Raw genomic sequence first — 17,610 nt, 5'->3', positions numbered from 1 at the left:
TTATTGAAAACAGGTACAAAACAGAAAGGCCGCCCCTGAGGAGCGGCCTTTCTGTTTTTAAAGAATACGGTTTTAAGGCTGATTTGGAAAAAGCAGCCCTTAAACCTATTTAGCGCTGGTCCACTTTAAATAGCTTTTCTTCTGAACGTCGGTGGCGTTTGGCGCCAAATCAGCGCGGAACTTGATGGTTTGGTCTTTGAGAAGCGTCACCGGCAAGATCATCAGCTGTCCGCTGCGGCTCACCACCAGTTCCAGCACATCGCCAACGGCGTAGGCTGGGATGGATTTGTTGATGTCATCAGCCACGCGGTAGCCGTTCATGCCTATGATTTCATCGTTCACGTTAAGGCCCGATTGCCAGGCACTGCCGTTGCGGGTAACGGTAGTCACTACAGGTTTGCCGGTGGTGGTAGAGATGGCCGCGCCCAACAAGGGATTATTGGTGCCTTTGTTCAAATCCGTAAGGGTGATGCCTACGGCGCTGAAGAAGGTGTTATAATCCGGGGTTTCCACGCCGTACACGTAGCGGCGGAAGAAATCATCCATAGATCGGCCCGTGAACTTCTCTATGCCCTGCTGGAATTCCTGATCGGTGAAGCCGCGCTTCTTTTTCTTGTAGTACTCATCATACATGGCTCTCATGGCATCGTCCAGGCTTTTGGAGCCGTTGGAGGCCTTCAGGATCTCCATGTCCAGGAGCATTCCCAGGAGACCGCCCTTGCTGTAATAAGAGAGATGCGTGTTGTAGGAGTTCTCATCCGGGCGGTACTGCTTGATCCAGGCATCAAAGCTGGATTGCGCCGCTGACACTACCTTATTTCCCGGGGTGTTCTCCACGCTGGTGATGCTGCTCCCGATCTTCTCCAGATGCTCCCGCTCAGAAGTGAACCCGGCCCGGCGCATGATCACATCGGCGTAGTATGAGGTGAAGCCTTCAGAGACCCACAGCATACGCGAATAGTTCTCCTGGTTATAGTCAAATGGCCCCAGGGCGATGGGGCGCAGGCGCTTTACGTTCCAAAGATGGAAATACTCGTGGGCCACCAGGTTCAGGAAGCCTTCATAGCCTCTCTCGGTTCCGTAAGTGGTGCGGGTGGTAGACAAAGTGGTAGAATTGAGGTGCTCCAGTCCGCCGCTGCCACTGGCCAGGTTATGCACGATGAACAGGTAGTAGTTCACCGGCAACTCACCGAACACCTTGGCCGCTTCTTCGGTTACCTTCTTCATATCGGCGGTGAGGCGCTGGGCATCATAGTTGGCGTCGCCGTACATGGCCACGTCGTGCTTTACCCCGTTGCTTTCAAAGGAGAGGATCTCATGGTTGCCTATTTCAAAGGGAGAATCGGCGAGGACATCATAGTTGGGCGCTTTAAAGGTGAAGGGTTGCCCCGCAACCGCCGGAAGGCCAGTAGACACTTTGCTCCAGCTTTTAAAAGGCACTACGGTGACGGTGGACGGCAGGTCTTTGTGGCCCTCGGGGTACATGAACACGCTGGTACCGTTCAGGTATCCGTGGCTTGCGTCAATGAAGCTGGTGCGCACGCTCAGTTCAAAAGCATAGACCTTGTATTTCACGGTGACGTCTTTTCCGCCGGAGACTACCCGCCAGGTGTTCTTGTCCAGCTTGCCTGAGGAAACCCGGTTACTGCCTACGTAAGCCTCAAAAGCCTCCACGTTCTTGGGAAACTCCCTGATGAGGTAGGAGCCCGGCGCCCAAACAGGCATGGTAAGGTCCAGGTTTTTGCCTTTGAAGTCCTCCAGCCGCATCTCCACTTCAAAGTAGTGGGTCTGGGGTTCGGGCATGGAAAGGCGGTAAGAGATTTTAGGCGCCGCAGAAGCTGAAAAAGCCACTGCCAGCAGCAGAAACACTCCGGCTGCCCAAGAATGGATTATTTTTTGCATAAAGTTGTTTGGGTAGTAAGTACAAAGGCGCATAATACGGCTAAAAACCGGCTAATACAAGGAAAGAACCAGCACCGGTAACCGCAAACCGCGGTAAATACGTATGTACAGCAAAGGAAAATAATATGAAAAAAATATGGATTCTTTTTGGGGTGCTCCTTTCTGTACTCATCCTGTACAAGGTCTTTTTCGCACCCGGTGATTCCCTGGGCGGCGCGATCAAACGGACCAGTTCAGATGGTGGCGACAAGGCATTCCACAACGACTCCACCCTGGCTCACCCCGTGCGCAACGCAGCCTCCGCTCCGGGTTTAGGGGTGCTGAAAGGAAACTACGCTACCAAATCAGACAGTCTGGTGGCCTTTGCCCTGCAACGCTATGGCACAGAATATACCTATGGCGGGGTCACCGAAGAAGGCTTTGACTGCTCTGGCTTTATCACCTATGTCTATAACCAGTTCGGGCTCAACCTTCCGCACGGCTCCTCGGCGCAGGCCAAGTTAGGCGAGAGCGTACCGGTTCAGCAAGCCAAAAAAGGCGACCTGGTCATTTTCACAGGCACGGACCTCAAGGATAGAACGCCCGGTCACGTGGGCATTGTCATCACCAACTCACCCAAAGCCGTGCAGTTTGTGCACTCTTCCTCCAACGGAGGCGTGAAAGTAAGTGAACTGGAAGGCACTCTTTACCAGGACCGTTTCCTGGATATCAGGCGGGTTATTCCCTGATTTCTGCCATCCTGTTTCTGGGCAGGTTTAGGAAAACAGGGCTTAAAACAATCTAAACCAATTGTTTGGCTACCGACCCGTATGGGCTTTGGCAGATGGTATCCTCCTATCCTTTCCTCTTTAACCCTCACTCCCTGAGGTTTGCTGTATTATTCCCGGGATTATAATCAGGTCTAAAATGCTGGTCATCTTTTAAATACAAATTTCAACCAGCTGATTATCAGTACATACTGAGGCATTTTCAAAAAGTACGGACAAAAAAATACCCGGCCACTGCAGTAGCCGGGTATGGAATCCTTTGAAATGGTATCAAGCGACACGAAAGAGAACTGCCTCTCAGTCGCATTGGGCTACCTCATGCCGGATTCGCCAGTAGACGAAGTCTAGTTAGCAAGCTTCAACACGGTTAACGGTTGACACATGAGCTAGGCTTAATACATTTTTACTGGGATTAGACACTTTTACCTCCTTTCTTTAAGTCCGACATAAACCCGACCGCTTACACCAAGTAAATTATGGGTTTGCCAGAGGGGCCCGGAGCACTCGCTTCCGTTTTATAAAGTTAAAAGACGGAAGGATAGTTCAAAAGGTTTGATGAAAAAATTTATGTTTTTTATTTCCCGGTAGATTCCCGGGTTTTGAAAAATACATAGACCCAAGCCAGCGCCAGCAAGAACTCCCCCACGGCATCCAGTAGGTACACATCTCTGATCACTTCATGGGTGGCGTACCGCACATCCACTGCCCCTAAACCCACTGCACTAAAGAAGCCCAGCACCCCGGCGCTCCGCTCTTCCTGCCGCTGGAAAGCCGCCGTAAATAGGGCCGCCCCAATAGCCAGCACCAGTATGCCCACCGTTACCACCAGCCACACTTCATTCTTAGGTCCTGTGACCGCCAGGAAACTGGGCATGTGCACCAAGGGCCAGATTCCGGTTAGGGCATAATAAATGCCCTGGGTGATGAGCAGCGTTTTTAGCATGGGTTTTCTGTTTTTGGGCTTCTTTCAAACATTCTACGGCAAACGGGCGCAGCGGAATATTTTTGGATTATAATTTGCTTATATTTAGAAAACCATAAAACAAACATCAACACACGTATGAGAAAGATCTTTTTGTTTGCCCTTTTCCTTTGCCTTGCCTCCACCCTTGGTTGGGCTCAGAAAAAATCTCCAATTGGCGTTTGGACCAACGAAGAGAAAGAAGCCCGTTTTGAAATTTACCAGTGCGGCGATAAACTATGCGGAAAGATCATATGGCTCAAAGAACCCAACCGGGATGGTAAACCCAAAGTAGATCAGTTCAACCCAGACCCTAAACTGCAGAAGCGCCCTATCATGGGCTTGGTTTTCCTGAAGAACTTCTCACCGGTAGGCGGAGACAAATGGGACGATGGCACCATCTATGACCCTAAATCTGGCAAGACCTATTCTTCATACATGAAATTACTGGGCCAGGATAAATTGGAGGTGAAAGGCTACATCGGCATTTCCCTTATCGGTCGGTCCCAGACCTGGACGCGGGTGCAATAATCAACCACACCCCTATAAAAGCAAAGCGGGAACCTCATGTGGGGTTCCCGCTTTGCTTTTAGGCCCGTGCTTCTTCTAGGGGGGAAGAGCGCTATCCCTAAATATTTTTTGTTGATAGGAATGGTGTGAATAGAATACTACAACAGGTCCAGGATGGTGATTTTCTTGTCTCTGAAGATGAAAGACTCTCCTTTGGTTTTGCCGGCCATGGCCTGGAAAACCGGCGAGGCCGCTGAAATGGCGAAGTATTTCTCCCCATCTACGTTGATCTCACCCAAACTCACCGAGATGAAATAGTTCTGGGCGTCTGTGCGCACAATGGACCCTAAAGAAACATCCTCATTCACTTTGCTGCGCACGATCCGCTTAAGGATGCTCAGTTTCCCAATGGCCTCATCCAATTGCTTAGCGAACATATCCCGCTGGATCTGGCAAGCCTCCCTGAATGACTCAAACTTATCTTCAATTGCCCCCTGGCTTTCATTGGCGCTGGACTGGGCTTCTTCCATGGCTTGCCGGGCGTGGTCCACAAAATCTGTCTGCTGGCGCAGGCACTCGTCTAATAACCTATGCTTTATATCTAGGTCAAGGGCGGTTTCAGTAGTCATAGACATAGTTTTATAAGGTACAATTTATATATCCAACAATGGTTTATCTGTCTGCAGATGGAATACATCTGACCAGTAGACAGGGCGTTTTAAGGCTATTTTGAGGAAATGAGACGTAAAACAGCAAGGGAGCAGTTCAGAAGAACTTGCAAAGCTTTAAACTGAAAAACTAAACTTTTGTTGGCAAAAAACAACTAAAAAAGAAGAATAATATTATTACAGCTTCAGTACGCGTACTTGCGTGAATTTGTCTCCGTATTTAAGCCGCAGGAAATAGGCTCCCGCGCCCAAATCCGCAATGGAAAAAGAAAGGCCCGTTGGCTCAAAAGTCCGGATGTGCCGGCCTGCCATGTCATAGATAGAAATCTGCTCAGGCACGCCCTGCAGGCTTTTCAGGTTCACCTCGCCCTGGGTGGGATTGGGATACACCAGCACCGTTTCCTGGTCTGTCGGGATTATGGAGGCATCCTGCTGCACGCTGCTCACCGATTCCAAAAGCCACTGGTCTGGGTCTACCTCAATGCCCAGGACCTCCCCCGCCACGGTAATTTGGTAATCCTGGGTGGGTTGGTTCTGCTGCACCACCACTACCGTGTCTTTCACCGAGGTACTGATCTTGTACTCCACCTCGGTGGTGAAAAAAGGCGTCGCCTGGCTGGTACCTGTTTGTTGGCTTTTGAGGAATAGTTGCTTTCCCCGCTGCGCCCAAGAGATATTGAATACGGGGAATCCCTCGCCATAAACCCACTGGTCAAAAAAGTACTGCAGTGAGCGCCCGCTCACGCGCTCCACCACTTTCTGGAAATCACGGGTGGTAGCCACTTTGTACCTGAATTCGTTCCGGTAAGCCTGAAGCGCCTGAAAGAAGAGTGCATCGCTCTGCAGAGTGTGCCGCAGCATGTGCAACACCATGGCTCCCTTGCGGTAAGAAAGGGCAGCGCTGAAGATGCGGCCCACGTTGGTGCTGTCCTTCACGAACACCGATCCCTGTGGCTGGGTCTGGGCGCTCTGCACCGACCGGTTCAACCAGTTCAACCGCTGGGCCGGCAGCAGTCTCTCAATGGCCAGGAACTCGCCGTAAGAGGCAAAGCCCTCATTGAGCCAAATGTGGCTCCAGTCAGCGCAGGTCACCTCATCGCCCCACCACTGGTGCGCCAGTTCATGGGCCGTGAGCGAAAACTCGAAGGTAGACTGGGTGGTCATGGTCTGATGCTCCATACCGCCGCCAATGGGCGCCATGCTGTGCCCGTACTTCTCTTTGTAAAAAGGATATAGCCCGAACAACTCAGAAAACAGCTGCAGGAATTGCCCGGTGCGGTCTACCTCGGTTTTGAAAGTGCCCAGCGCTCCCGGGTAAAGGAAGTTCTGTACCAGCATGGGCTGCGCGGCTCCGGGCAACGGCACCTGGTAAGAATACTCCTCGTACTGCCCCACAGCCACCGAGATCAGGTAATACGCAATGGGGTAATTGGATTTCCACTCATAGCGGTGTTTCTGGTTTAGCAGGGGCGTCACCCGCTGCAGCAGCCCGTTAGAACCTACTTTGTTTGAGACATCTGTGGTCACCCACACTTCCACAGAGTCTGCCTTGTCTTCCAGCAGCTGCTTCACCGGGAACCACTCATGGGCCGCGAACGGTTCGCTCAGGCTCCAGGCTACCTGCTGGTTCCAGGGCTGGGCTACCTCGGTAGAGAATCCGTTCCCAATGGCGGCGCTGGCGCCAGCGGGAGCTTTCCCTGAATAGAACACCTGCACCCTGACCTTCTGCTGCCGCGCCTTTGCGGTGGGCAGCACCGCCACTACCTCCACCCCGTTGCGGCGCACAGTACAAGGTGCACCGTCCAGCAGCACCCGCTGGATGGCAAAATTAGGGTGCAGCTCAAAGGCGAACTCGGTTAGATTATTGGCCTGCACAGAGGCATACAAAGTCACGCTGCCGCTGATGTCCAGGGAAGTCCTTTCCAGCGCCAGGTCCAGTTTATACCAGAGCATATCGTACTGGCGCATAAGGCCCCTATGGTCCTCAGAAGTGATACCATCGGCTAACAGCATGGGGGTACCGGTAACCCTGGCGGCCGCGCAGGATTGGGTTTCAATGCTTTGAGCAAAAAGACAGCCAGAAGACCCTATCACCCAGACAATCAAGGCTAAAAGGAGGTTCTTTGAAGCATAAAAGGGAGAGAGAACGGGTAAGGGTATTTTCATACTCCTGCTATACGGTAGTGCGTGAAAAAGTAGTAAATCTTGAACGCAAAAGAGGCCCGGAAATTACTTCCAGGCCTCTTTGCCAAACATACAAATAAAAAGCTATTGCACTACTACTTTCCCCGATTGGGCGGTCTTACCCAGTTGCAATTGCACCACGTACACGCCCTTGCCATACCTGGCCAAATTCATACGTTTGTACACTTGCCCTTGCACCGCGCCCAGGTCTTCCTGGTACACTGTTTTGCCCTGACTGTCTACCACCCGCACCTGCGCTTTGGTCTTCTTTTGCGAAAAGAAGTTTATATTCACCTCCCCGTTCGTAGGATTGGGAAAGAACTGCAGGTCCAGTTTGGCAGGAACCTCTGCTTCTTTTTTCTTACTCTTTTTAGAGGCTTTCAATGACTGCTTCTTTTCATCCGGTTTGCCTGCTTTGGAAGGCCTCAGGATGATGAGGTTGTTCTGGCCAGGGTTTCTGAGTTTGATGACGTTGTATTCACCAGTTTCCAGGGCATCTCCCGCCCTGCCCGGCCTAACCCGAATGACCTTTACCTTGCCATCGCCTCCGTCCTTCTCCACCCTTATGGTTTCATTCAAAAGGAAAGTATCGACTTTCAGTTGAAGGGCACTGTCTAACCGGATGAACTTATGAGGGCCAAGGAGGGAATCAACCTTGATGGACTCCCGGAAGATAGCCGGATGTCCCATTACCCGCACGGCTTGGATTTTGTCTCCTATGAGGCTATCTACTAAAATGGTGCGAGCCTCAAAGACCCTTATAGGACCACCTTTGGTGAATACGGTATCTGAAATGGCTCTTTTGAACACCACGGTTCTAAGGGAGTCCTGGCCAGAGGTAACCAGGTACCGGGTACCTTTGAATTCTTTGGCGGCCGAAATCTTTTGGGGTTTCAGTTCTTTTGCCCCCATGCTTTTAAAGGAGACGCCGCTGGTCTCCAACCTTCTCACGGCCTCTTCATGAGACATGCCATCGGCGATGGTGAGGGTGGTGTCCAGCACAAAATAGGAGTCGCCTTCCTGCTTCACTATCTTCACCCGGGCCTGCTTGCCGGGAATGGCCTTGGTTTTCTCTTTGGCCTTACCCTGTGCCTTTTCCTGTGCCTGGGCGGGCAGAAAAGAGGCCGTTGTCAGGAACAGTAAGGACAGCAGGCAGAGGAACGTGTATTGTTTCTTTCTCATAACAATTGTAATTTAGATGAGGCTATGGTGTTGATTCATACAATATTACCGGGTATCTTTTTGGAAAGAGGTTAAGGCTCCGTTAAAGTCTGTTAATGAAAAGTTAAAGTAAGGTTTGCCCTCATTTAAGCCTTTATCTTTGTAGAGATGAGAAAGAAAACATTGCTTTGGGTCATTGTGCTGATGACTATCTCGCTCATAGGGCTGATAGGGTTCCAGGTCTACTGGATCCACCATGCAGTACGGATGGAGGAAGAGGTTTTTGACCGGAACGTGCATGATGCGCTGCAACAGGTAGCCCGCCGGTTAGAAACCAAGGAGGCAGTGTATTACCTCCAGGAGAAGGCTCCCCAGATCAGGGCGGCGGCCTTGTCTACCGAGGCTCCGGTGGCTGTAGAGAAAAGCCGGCCTGTTTCGGCTTTAAAAGCGAAAAAACAGCCTAAAAAGACCCATGCCCCCGCCCCTGCGGCACCCGTCAATGTCACTACCGTGCCCCCCGCCCGACTTACCTTGTCTCCTGTGAAAGTAATGGTCACCCAAGCCGAAGCCATTACCATGGGCCGGGCCCAGGAAGCAACCAGGTACCAGGAACTGCATGGCAGAACGTACGTGCGCGATTCCCACAGCGGCCCGGTGAAAGACAACCTGGAGATCTTCGGGAAAGGCCCCGCAGATTCAGTCATCGTCTGGAAAATACTGGCTTCCCAGAAACCGCAGATAGACTCCCTTTTCAAAAAAAGCAGCCCCACTCATTTCCAGCGGTCTAAAGTTGACTCAGCCTTCGTCCTCCGGATGAGCTATGACTCGGTCACCCGGGCCAGGCAACAGCAGTTGCTACGGCTCCCCACTAAGAACATTAGAGCGGTGAACGTGCGCGGCAATGTCATTGACGTGGTCACGGATACCCTGCTGGGTAATCAGGTCTGGCAAGCCCTTACCATTTCCAAGGACACGGTGGTGCATGGCCATAAAATGGCGCGGTACTACCCGGCTACCAAAGCGGCCGCCAAAGGGAGCACCATTGTCCTTCAAGGGGCCAGAACGCTTACCCCAACGCAGATTCCTTTGGCTGTGCAACCCGGCAAGGCACCCACTGTGGCGCCCGCACAGCACGTATTCCATGAAAAAAACAAAAACCAGAAAGCCGTAGCCAAAGCCCAGTCCCTGAATAAAGTGATGCAGCAGATGGCCGTGGAGTACGTACGCAAGGAAAAACCGCTGGCCGAGCGACTGCAGGAGCTGAAGGTAAATGACCTGCTCATCACCGAACTGGCCAACCATAACATCAACATCCGCTATAACTGCACCTTGCGCACGGCAGCCACCCCGGGAAATAGCAACCTCATACTAACCTCCTCCCCCAACGTGCTCATTCCTTCCAACCTCCGGGAGAATGAATACGCGGTGCGCCTTTTCCCTAATGACGTGATGACCGCGCCAGGCTTCCTGCTTCTGAACTTCCCAGACCGTAACCTCTATGTCTGGCAAAGCCTACTGCTCCCGTCGGCTATCTCGGTGCTGTTCACGCTTATCATTATCCTGACTTTCTCCTTCACCCTGTACACCATCCTGCGGCAGAAGAAGATCTCCGAGATCAAGAATGACTTCATCAATAACATGACGCACGAGTTCAAAACGCCCATCGCCACCATTTCGCTGGCCTTGGATGCTTTGGTGAACCCTAAAGTGCGGAAAGACGAAGTGCGGGTAGACTATTACGCGCGCATCATCAAAGACGAGAACCGGCGCATGCACCAGCAGGTGGAGAAGGTACTGCAAACGGCCCAAATGGAGCGCCGAACCCTGCAACTAGCCTTTGAGGAAGTAGACGTGCACCAGCTGATCAAGAAAGCGGCCGAGCCGTTCCAACTCCATATTGAGCAGCGCCAGGGCACTCTGGACCTGAAACTAGACGCCCGCACCCCTTACGTCTGGGCCGACCCCGGTCACCTGTCTAACATGATAGGCAACCTGCTGGACAACGCCAACAAGTACTCGCCCAACGCACCCAAGATCGTGATCCAGACCACTACTATTTCCAAGGGCCTGCACATCTCCGTGGAAGACCAGGGCTCTGGCATGTCGCGCGAGGCGCAGAAGAAAGTGTTTGAGAAGTTCTACCGGGTGCCCACCGGCAACGTGCATAACGTGAAAGGCTTCGGGCTGGGCCTGAGCTACGTCAAAACCATGGCCGAGGCGCACGCCGGCAGCATCCACCTGCGCAGTGAATTAGGCAAAGGCAGCAAATTCACTTTATGGCTTCCTTTCCAAAAACATGCAGTTTAACGCAATTCAATCATCCTTAAAGTAAGATTTCATGACAACAAACCCTGACACCCGCCTTTTACTGGTAGAAGATGATCCTAACTTCGGGATGGTTCTGAAAGATTACCTTGAGCTGCATGACTATGCGGTAACACTTTGCACCGATGGCATGCAAGGGCTTCACATGTTCCAGAAAGAGACATTTGACGGTTGCATTCTGGACGTGATGATGCCCCTGAAGGATGGTTTCTCCCTAGCCGCCGATATCAAGAAAGCCGACCCATTGATGCCCGTGATCTTCCTCACGGCCAAAGCCATGAAAGCCGATATGCTGGAAGGTTTCAGGATTGGTGCCGATGACTATATCACCAAACCTTTTGACTCTGAGATTCTGCTCTGCAAACTCAAAGCCATTCTGCAGCGGAAGGCCGCCCCGGCTCCGGCCGAGAAATCCACCGCCACGGAGTACAACCTGGGCTCTTACCATTTCAACTTCAAGACCCGCCTCATTACCCGCGGCGCGGAAACCCAGAAACTATCGCCTAAGGAGGCCGAGCTGCTCCTGCTGCTATGCCAGTACCTTAATGACGTGCTGCCGCGCGAAGTGGCCCTTAGTAAAATCTGGAAAGACGACAACTATTTCACCGCCCGAAGCATGGATGTGTTCGTGACCAAACTCCGGAAATACCTCAAAGGAGACCCTACCGTGGAAATCATCAACGTACACGGCAACGGCTTCCGGTTGGTGGCACCCGTGAACGAGGCCCAGGTCTTGGCTCCTTCTGTTTAAGCTCCGCATTCATTAGCCCTAAAAAATTTAAGCGTGTTTTCTGCCCCTTTATGTAAAACGGGGCAGAAAACACGCTTAAATTTTGCTCACGATATAGGAATGTAGGGGCAATCCCTTGTGGTTGCCCTTTCGCAGGCCACCGCAATACATATTATTGGTAATAACACCAACAAATGGAACCAAGGATTCTCCCCTTGAGAGGAGCGCAGAGGGGTTTTGACACCTGCAGGTCATGGCATTCCCGAGAATCATTTTGAATTGTTTCTTAGCCGGCACTGATGGTTCTTCTAACGGTACTGTCATCCCCCTAACCCCTTCAAAGGGGGACGGAATACGTGGTTGTTTCCTTTATTTTATGGGCTTGGTAATCTTCTATTGAAAAGTCTCCGCCGTTGTTGGTGTTATCACCAACAACTTGAAATGCAGTAAGAGACGCATGGGCAACCACAAGGGATTGCCTCTCCAAAATCACAAAAGAGGAAGGAAAAAAGCCTAAGGCTTAGAAGCTGTTTTCCGGAAAAGAGGATTATATCAGCAGAGGTGGAAACATTTGGGGAAATGGAAGGGTACAGGAACAGAATATTTTCAGCATCTTCACCGCCGGAAATTCTTACAACCCACCTCTCACCTGCTACCCTATGAAGCGCATTGCCATCTTTCCTGGTTCTTTTGACCCTTTCACCAACGGCCACTATGATGTAGTGCAGCGGGGTTGTGAGCTGTTCGACAACATTATTATTGCAATTGGCAACAACAGCAGCAAGAACCGCTATTTTCCGGTGCAGGAGATGGTGTCCATCATTGAAGTGGTGTTCAAGGATAATCCGCAGGTGTGGGTGCAGGCCTACAAAGGCCTCACCGCCGATTTCGCGAAAGAAGTGGGCGCCAGGTTCCTGCTGCGCGGTTTACGCAACACCACAGATTTTGAGTACGAGAACACCATTGCGCAGGCCAACCGGCACATTAATCCGGAACTGGAAACTGTTTTTCTCATTACCTCACCATCGCTGGCGGCCATCAACTCTTCTATTATCAGGGAGATTCACCGTTTTGGCGGCAACGTGCAGGAGTTTATTCCTTTCAGCCTTTCTTCATTGCCTTCAGATAGTCCCGCACCACAAACTGAATAGAGGTGTAAGACTCGGGCAGCACCTCCAGTACTTCGTCTGGGGTCATGAAGCGCACTTCTTCAATGAATTCCTCGGCCTGCGGTTTCATGTAGGTGTCATCCAGGCACTGCATGGTAAACCAGCTGGTCTTCTTCAGGATCTTGTTCCCTTTATAGGCATAGGAATGCCAGGTGTTGGGTAGTTCACCGGTGATGGCCACTTTGATGTTGCACTCCTCCTCCACCTCGCGCAGGGCGCCTAAGGTTGTTTCCTCAGATTTCTTGATTTTGCCTTTGGGCAGATCCCACATACCCATGCGGTAGATCATCAGGATCTTTCCTTCTTTCACCACCAAGCCACCGGCTGCCTTAATGATCTTGAACTGATCTTTGAGGTGCGCAATGAGTTTCTTCTTTTTGTCGGTGACCAGCGTGAGGGACTCCAGTTTCTTGAGTTTCTTCACTTCCATGAGCCGCACCAGACGGTCAATAAGAACAGAGTCAACGTCGCGGATGAGCACATCGCCCACCAAATCCTTGGAAGTAAACTGATCGTCTTTACCGAGCACTAAATCGTATTTGTGCTTAAAGATCTTTTCACTGCTTTTTTTAATAATCAGTGGGATGTCGTTGATAAAGACATTCATGAAGTTGTCGCTTATGTAAGGCGCGTAAGGAGGTACAAAATAAGAAAGAATTTTCATAGGGCACAAGAAGTAGGATGCAGGAAAACATTACTACTATTTGTGTAATTTCGCCCATGCCACACACAGAAACTGCCGCTCAGATTGCGGCTTACCTCCTTGAAACCCAAGCGGTGCGGCTCCGTCCGGAGCAGCCATTCAAGTGGAGCTCCGGCTGGAACTCCCCCATCTACTGCGATAACCGCGTTACGCTCTCTTATCCGCATATTCGTTCTTATATTAAAAATGCCTTGGCAGAGGCCATTCAGCAGCAATTTCCGGGCGTACAAGCCATTGCCGGGGTAGCCACCGCTGGCATTGCGCAGGGTGCCCTGGTGGCAGATATACTGAACTTGCCGTACTTATACGTACGCCCCGAGCCAAAGAGCCATGGAATGGGGAACCAAATTGAAGGAAAATTACAGCCCGGCCAGCGGGTTGTACTTATTGAGGACCTGATTTCCACGGGCGGATCCTCGCTCAAAGCCGCCAAAGCCGTGCAGGCCGCCGGAGGCGAGGTCATAGGTATGGCCGCCATTTTCACCTACGGCTTTGCCCAGGCCGATGAAAATTTCTCCGCCGCCGGTATCCCCACCATCTGCCTCAGCAACTACAACGCCCTCCTGGAAACCGCCGCTACCCAAGGCTACATCTCCCAGGAAGCCATCGCCACCCTGGAGCAATGGCGCAAGGCACCCGAGACTTGGGGAGTTTAATGTGCTAATTGATTAATGTGCTGATGTGCTATTTCTTTAAATTGGAAATTTGGGGATGTGCAGATTTGGAGATGAAAACCTCAGTTTTCGGCTTGTTTCCATAAAACAAGCCGAAAACTGAAGCTCCGGTGAGGCCGTATCCTACCTTATCTGCCCAACAGGTATTCTGAATAGCACATCAGCACCTTAAATAATTAGCACATTACCACATGAAAATCGGCCTGATCTCTGATACGCACAGTTACCTGGATGACCGTATTCTGGCGTTGCTGGAGGGGGTTGATGAGATCTGGCACGCGGGCGATTTCGGGGTTGCGGCCGTTTCTGAGCGGCTGGCCACGGTAGCGCCGGTGCGGGGCGTATACGGCAACATTGACGGGCCCGATGTGCGGGCGCTTCACCCCAAGAACCTGCGGTTCGATTGCAATGGGCTGGATGTGTTGATGACTCACATCGGGGGGTACCCCGGCAAATATGCGCCAGAGGTGCGCGCGATGATCAAAGAAAATCCACCTGGCCTGTTTATCTGCGGGCACTCCCACATCTTGAAAGTAATGCAGGACCCTAAGCACGGCAACCTGTTGCACCTTAATCCCGGAGCGGCCGGGCGGCACGGCTTTCACACCATGCGCACCATGATGCGGTTTGAGGTACAAGACGGAAAGGTGCAGAAACTCCAGGCTATTGAGCTTGGCAAAAGGGCATAAAAAAAGTGTAACCAACAGAGGTTACACTTTCAACTATCTTGTAGTAAGAGTAATCGCGTACAGTTTGCCGAAAGGCAGTAGGCGAACGAAAAAACGCAGAATTACTCAGCTGTAGCAACTTCCGCGCTAGCGGCTGGAGCAGAAGTGAAACGAGCTTTCAGCTCTTCAACATCCACGTTCTTAATTACCGGAGTAGACAACAATTGCTTGATCACACGCACTTTGTTGTTCTGTCTTGCTTTATTCTTACGATCTTTTCTTTTTAATCTAGTAACTGCCATCGGTCAATATTTAAAATTGAATCGCAAAAGTAAGTTATTACTTTTACATTCTCAATAGTTCAGCTTAAAAAAACACATGAATCCTTTGATTGATCTGCGGAGCGACACCGTTACCAAACCCACTCCGGCCATGCTGGAGGCCATGTTCCAGGCCCAGGTGGGTGATGATGTGTACAGTGAAGACCCCACCGTGAACGAGTTACAGGAATACGGCGCCAGCCTGTTTGGCATGGAAGCCGGCCTCTTCTGCCCTTCCGGTACCATGACAAACCAGATTGCCATCAAACTGCATACCCAGCCGCTCACCGAGGTGATCTGTGACCGCACCAGCCATATCTATCTTTATGAAGTGGGTGGCATCGCCTTTAACTCTGCCGCTTCTGTCAAACTGATTGAGGGAGTGCGGGGCCGAATGAGCCCGCAGCAAATTGAAGCGGCCATTAATCCAGACAATATCCACTACCCGGTTACCAGCCTGGTGTCGCTGGAAAATACCAGCAACAAAGGAGGCGGTTCTTATTACACGGTAGAGGAAATTGCCGCTATCTCAGAAGTTTGCCGGCGGCATAACCTGCCTTTGCACTTAGACGGAGCCCGGGTGTTCAATGCCCTGGTAGCTACCGGTGAGAACCCGAAGGAATACAGCCGCTACTTCAACACCGTCTCGGTTTGCCTTTCAAAAGGATTGGGCGCGCCGGTAGGCTCCCTGCTGCTGGGACCGAAGCGCATGATTGAACAGGCGAAAAGAGTGCGCAAAGCTTTAGGCGGCGGCTGGCGGCAAGCTGGTTTTATGGCGGCAGCCGGATTGTACGCCCTCCAGAATAACATTCAACGTTTGCAGATAGACCACGACCGGGCCAAACTCTTAGGGAAAGCTTTGGAGGCTGCGCCTTACGTAACCGAAGTGCTTTCTGTGGACACCAACATCGTCATCTTCACCCTGGCCCCTGAGGTTAACCCCGATGGCTTCATCAGCTACCTGGAGACTCAAAACATCCTGGCCACCACCTTCGGGCCGCAGCAAATCAGGTTTGTGACCCACCTAGACCTGACAGATGACATGATCTCCGGCATTATCAACGCCATTTCAGATTTTAAGGCCTAAGCCTCCCAGTATGCCAAGTCCCCGTTTAGAGCCAGTTTCACTAGAATTTGGCCCTAAACGGGGATTTATCTTTTAAGAAGCATGGGCCAGTTCCAGCAGCACATCATAATACCGACGGCCCTGCATCTTGGCCTTGAGCCAGGCATAGAAGCTCATGGCCTGCAAATCCTCCTGCTCGGCGGGCACAAACGTGAGCATGGTTTCAACCTGCTGCAGAAACAGCTTGCGGGTGGCCAAATCAGGTTGTTCTATCAAAAAGGTGATGAGCTGAAGGAAAGAACTGGCGTTGCTGTAAGCCGGAAGAGACAGCAGGTCTTTATAACTGCGCCGGATGACTTTGGCCCGGTCCAGCGCCAGATCCAGGTTCCCGAACTCATATTGGATGATCAGCTCGCCCAGGTTCTTCTTGAGCACCCACTCCCGCCCCATGATCCGTTCGCACCATTTATCTGAGTGGTTGATGTACACCAGCAGGTTGTTGGCCTTCTGGAAATTACCCTGCGCGAAATACAGAAAGCTCAGGCCCATGCGGGCGGTGAGCATGTCACGGTGCGGCAAGGTGATGGTTTTAGCCTGCAGCAGTTCTTCCAGCAGTTGGATGGCCTGCGGCAGGTTCCGCTGGAAGGCCCCGTTGGCGCTTTTCAGGAAAAGATATTTGGGGTAGAACGTGGTGAGATAACTTCTGCCCTGGGTCTGCAGCACCGCGTGCATCTCCTCCAGGTACCCGTTTGACTGGGCAAACTTGCGGTTGCGGTACAGTACGTGCGCAATCATGTACAGTAACCTGATCTTGTAGTACTGGTGCGCCTGGGTCATGTTCAGGTGGGAGGACATGGCCCGGTAACGCTCTATTATATAAGGCTCAAAGGTATAGTAGTCGCGGCGGGCCAGGACGGCAGCCCGGGCAATGGACATGAGTTTGAAGAACAGCGGCGGCCGCTGGCTCACCGCCTCGGTAAGGCCGTAGGTCTGCAGCACCGCTTGGATGGTGGCCGCAAACTGGAGATCCCGCCCCTCACGCCGGGAGCGTTCCAGCCGCTTGCCTATGATACTGCTGGCAATGTTGGCGCGCTCGTCTTCATCGGCGGCGGCCTTATTTTGGTTCCGTTTTTTGATAATCAGGTCCAAATCGTCGGCGAACTCGCTGTCGGCTTTTTCAATCTGGAGGTTGTACACTGAGTTGAGGAGATCAAACTGCTCATGGGCGGCGGCCAGTTGCTCGGCTTTCCGGAGGAGGTTCCAGGCCAGGCGGTCCGCCTGCGCCTCAAACAGGTAGCGGGCCATGGAAAGCGCTCCCATAATGCTGGAATCTGCGGTGGGGTCTTCCTGCATTCGCTTCAGCACTATGTAATCGGTGAGGTGCTGCATGAGGCGCTTGCGCAGCGCGTAGTACGCCGATTGATTCGGCTCCGGGCCATACAGCCTGTCCATGATCTGCGTCGGACCCAGTTTCTGCTTTTGCAGCAGCAACTTGAACAACTCATAATCCTTCCTGTCCTTCCTTTTCTTGTGCCGCTGAATAAAAGAGGCGAACTCCTTCACACCCTCCGGGGACAATGTGGAAATGGTGATTCTCAAATCATCCATTGATAGTAGTAAGTGAAGGCTTAGAAGAGTTCACGTGAGTTCTTAAAGTAAGATAAAATAAACACTTCAATCTATTTTTCAAATACTTACGCCATATTATAAGCTTATACAAAAGTAAGGATTCCATAAACTTAATATTCTTTTCCTGAAATCCCAATCTACCTTCACTGCACCTTATAGTTTAACCATTACCT

Annotated in this window: 16 protein-coding genes; 8 read left to right on the top strand and 8 right to left on the bottom strand. The window is 51.6% G+C overall.

Annotated elements, in window-relative coordinates:
- Window positions 1-105: 105 nt before the first annotated feature.
- Entirely contained in the window at window positions 106-1,902 is a 1,797-nt protein-coding gene (locus J3P34_RS20860) for a M61 family metallopeptidase (RefSeq protein WP_246853827.1), read from the bottom strand.
- 125 nt (window positions 1,903-2,027) lie between these two features.
- Between J3P34_RS20860 and J3P34_RS20855 the strand changes: the two genes are divergently transcribed.
- Window positions 2,028-2,630, top strand: a complete 603-nt coding sequence (locus tag J3P34_RS20855) for a C40 family peptidase (protein ID WP_210490555.1) — start codon at window positions 2,028-2,030, stop codon at window positions 2,628-2,630.
- Between the two features lie 613 nt (window positions 2,631-3,243).
- Here the strand turns inward: J3P34_RS20855 and J3P34_RS20850 are convergent.
- Window positions 3,244-3,612 (bottom strand): hypothetical protein, encoded by a 369-nt coding sequence (locus J3P34_RS20850; protein ID WP_210490554.1) that lies wholly within the window; start codon window positions 3,610-3,612, stop codon window positions 3,244-3,246.
- A 117-nt stretch (window positions 3,613-3,729) separates the two neighbouring features.
- Here J3P34_RS20850 and J3P34_RS20845 point away from each other — a divergent pair, with 117 nt between their 5' ends.
- A complete protein-coding gene (locus J3P34_RS20845) occupies window positions 3,730-4,161 on the top strand; it encodes a DUF2147 domain-containing protein (protein WP_210464595.1) in 432 nt (143 codons plus the stop codon).
- A gap of 137 nt (window positions 4,162-4,298) precedes the next feature.
- Here the strand turns inward: J3P34_RS20845 and J3P34_RS20840 are convergent, their stop codons facing one another.
- The 3 genes from J3P34_RS20840 to J3P34_RS20830 form a co-directional block, all read right to left on the bottom strand.
- On the bottom strand, window positions 4,299-4,769 hold the full coding sequence (locus tag J3P34_RS20840) for a hypothetical protein (protein WP_223808909.1): 471 nt from the start codon (window positions 4,767-4,769) through the stop codon (window positions 4,299-4,301).
- A 216-nt stretch (window positions 4,770-4,985) separates the two neighbouring features.
- The gene (locus J3P34_RS20835; protein ID WP_210490553.1) at window positions 4,986-6,974 is read right to left on the bottom strand and encodes a M1 family metallopeptidase; all 1,989 of its coding nucleotides are present in this window, start codon (window positions 6,972-6,974) and stop codon (window positions 4,986-4,988) included.
- A 102-nt stretch (window positions 6,975-7,076) separates the two neighbouring features.
- Window positions 7,077-8,174: a T9SS type A sorting domain-containing protein gene (locus tag J3P34_RS20830; protein WP_210490552.1), complete on the bottom strand. Its 1,098-nt coding sequence runs from the start codon at window positions 8,172-8,174 to the stop codon at window positions 7,077-7,079.
- 147 nt (window positions 8,175-8,321) lie between these two features.
- Between J3P34_RS20830 and J3P34_RS20825 the strand changes: the two genes are divergently transcribed.
- The 3 genes from J3P34_RS20825 to coaD all read left to right on the top strand — a co-directional run bounded on the left by J3P34_RS20825 (window position 8,322) and on the right by coaD (window position 12,359).
- Window positions 8,322-10,460 (top strand): sensor histidine kinase, encoded by a 2,139-nt coding sequence (locus tag J3P34_RS20825; protein ID WP_210490551.1) that lies wholly within the window; start codon window positions 8,322-8,324, stop codon window positions 10,458-10,460.
- Window positions 10,461-10,491: 31 nt separating this feature from the next.
- Window positions 10,492-11,229, top strand: coding sequence for a response regulator transcription factor (locus J3P34_RS20820; RefSeq protein ID WP_210490550.1), 738 nt, complete (start codon window positions 10,492-10,494; stop codon window positions 11,227-11,229).
- A 638-nt stretch (window positions 11,230-11,867) separates the two neighbouring features.
- Window positions 11,868-12,359: a pantetheine-phosphate adenylyltransferase gene (coaD, locus tag J3P34_RS20815; RefSeq protein ID WP_210490549.1), complete on the top strand. Its 492-nt coding sequence runs from the start codon at window positions 11,868-11,870 to the stop codon at window positions 12,357-12,359.
- Here the strand turns inward: coaD and J3P34_RS20810 are convergent.
- Window positions 12,310-13,041 carry an NUDIX hydrolase gene (locus J3P34_RS20810; RefSeq protein ID WP_246850160.1) on the bottom strand — a complete coding sequence of 244 codons (732 nt, stop codon included), beginning with the start codon at window positions 13,039-13,041 and terminating at the stop codon, window positions 12,310-12,312. The genes coaD and J3P34_RS20810 overlap by 50 nt on opposite strands.
- Window positions 13,042-13,097: 56 nt before the next feature.
- Between J3P34_RS20810 and pyrE the strand changes: the two genes are divergently transcribed.
- Both pyrE and J3P34_RS20800 read left to right on the top strand, forming a co-directional pair.
- Window positions 13,098-13,736 (top strand): orotate phosphoribosyltransferase, encoded by a 639-nt coding sequence (pyrE, locus tag J3P34_RS20805; protein ID WP_210490548.1) that lies wholly within the window; start codon window positions 13,098-13,100, stop codon window positions 13,734-13,736.
- A gap of 209 nt (window positions 13,737-13,945) precedes the next feature.
- The gene (locus J3P34_RS20800; protein WP_210490547.1) at window positions 13,946-14,443 is read left to right on the top strand and encodes a metallophosphoesterase family protein; all 498 of its coding nucleotides are present in this window, start codon (window positions 13,946-13,948) and stop codon (window positions 14,441-14,443) included.
- A 101-nt stretch (window positions 14,444-14,544) separates the two neighbouring features.
- Here J3P34_RS20800 and J3P34_RS20795 read toward each other — a convergent pair whose 3' ends face one another.
- Window positions 14,545-14,724, bottom strand: a complete 180-nt coding sequence (locus J3P34_RS20795; RefSeq protein WP_210464587.1) for a hypothetical protein — start codon at window positions 14,722-14,724, stop codon at window positions 14,545-14,547.
- A gap of 76 nt (window positions 14,725-14,800) precedes the next feature.
- Here J3P34_RS20795 and J3P34_RS20790 point away from each other — a divergent pair, with 76 nt between their 5' ends.
- Entirely contained in the window at window positions 14,801-15,829 is a 1,029-nt protein-coding gene (locus tag J3P34_RS20790; RefSeq protein ID WP_210490546.1) for a threonine aldolase family protein, read from the top strand.
- A gap of 72 nt (window positions 15,830-15,901) precedes the next feature.
- Here the strand turns inward: J3P34_RS20790 and J3P34_RS20785 are convergent, their stop codons facing one another.
- Window positions 15,902-17,416, bottom strand: coding sequence for a hypothetical protein (locus J3P34_RS20785; protein ID WP_210490544.1), 1,515 nt, complete (start codon window positions 17,414-17,416; stop codon window positions 15,902-15,904).
- Between the last annotated feature and the right edge of the window lie 194 nt (window positions 17,417-17,610).

Source organism: Rufibacter aurantiacus (assembly GCF_017916345.1).
Classification (GTDB): domain Bacteria; phylum Bacteroidota; class Bacteroidia; order Cytophagales; family Hymenobacteraceae; genus Nibribacter; species Nibribacter roseolus.
The sequence above is the reverse complement of the archived record's forward strand: the minus strand, read 5'-3'. Positions and strand labels throughout refer to the sequence as shown.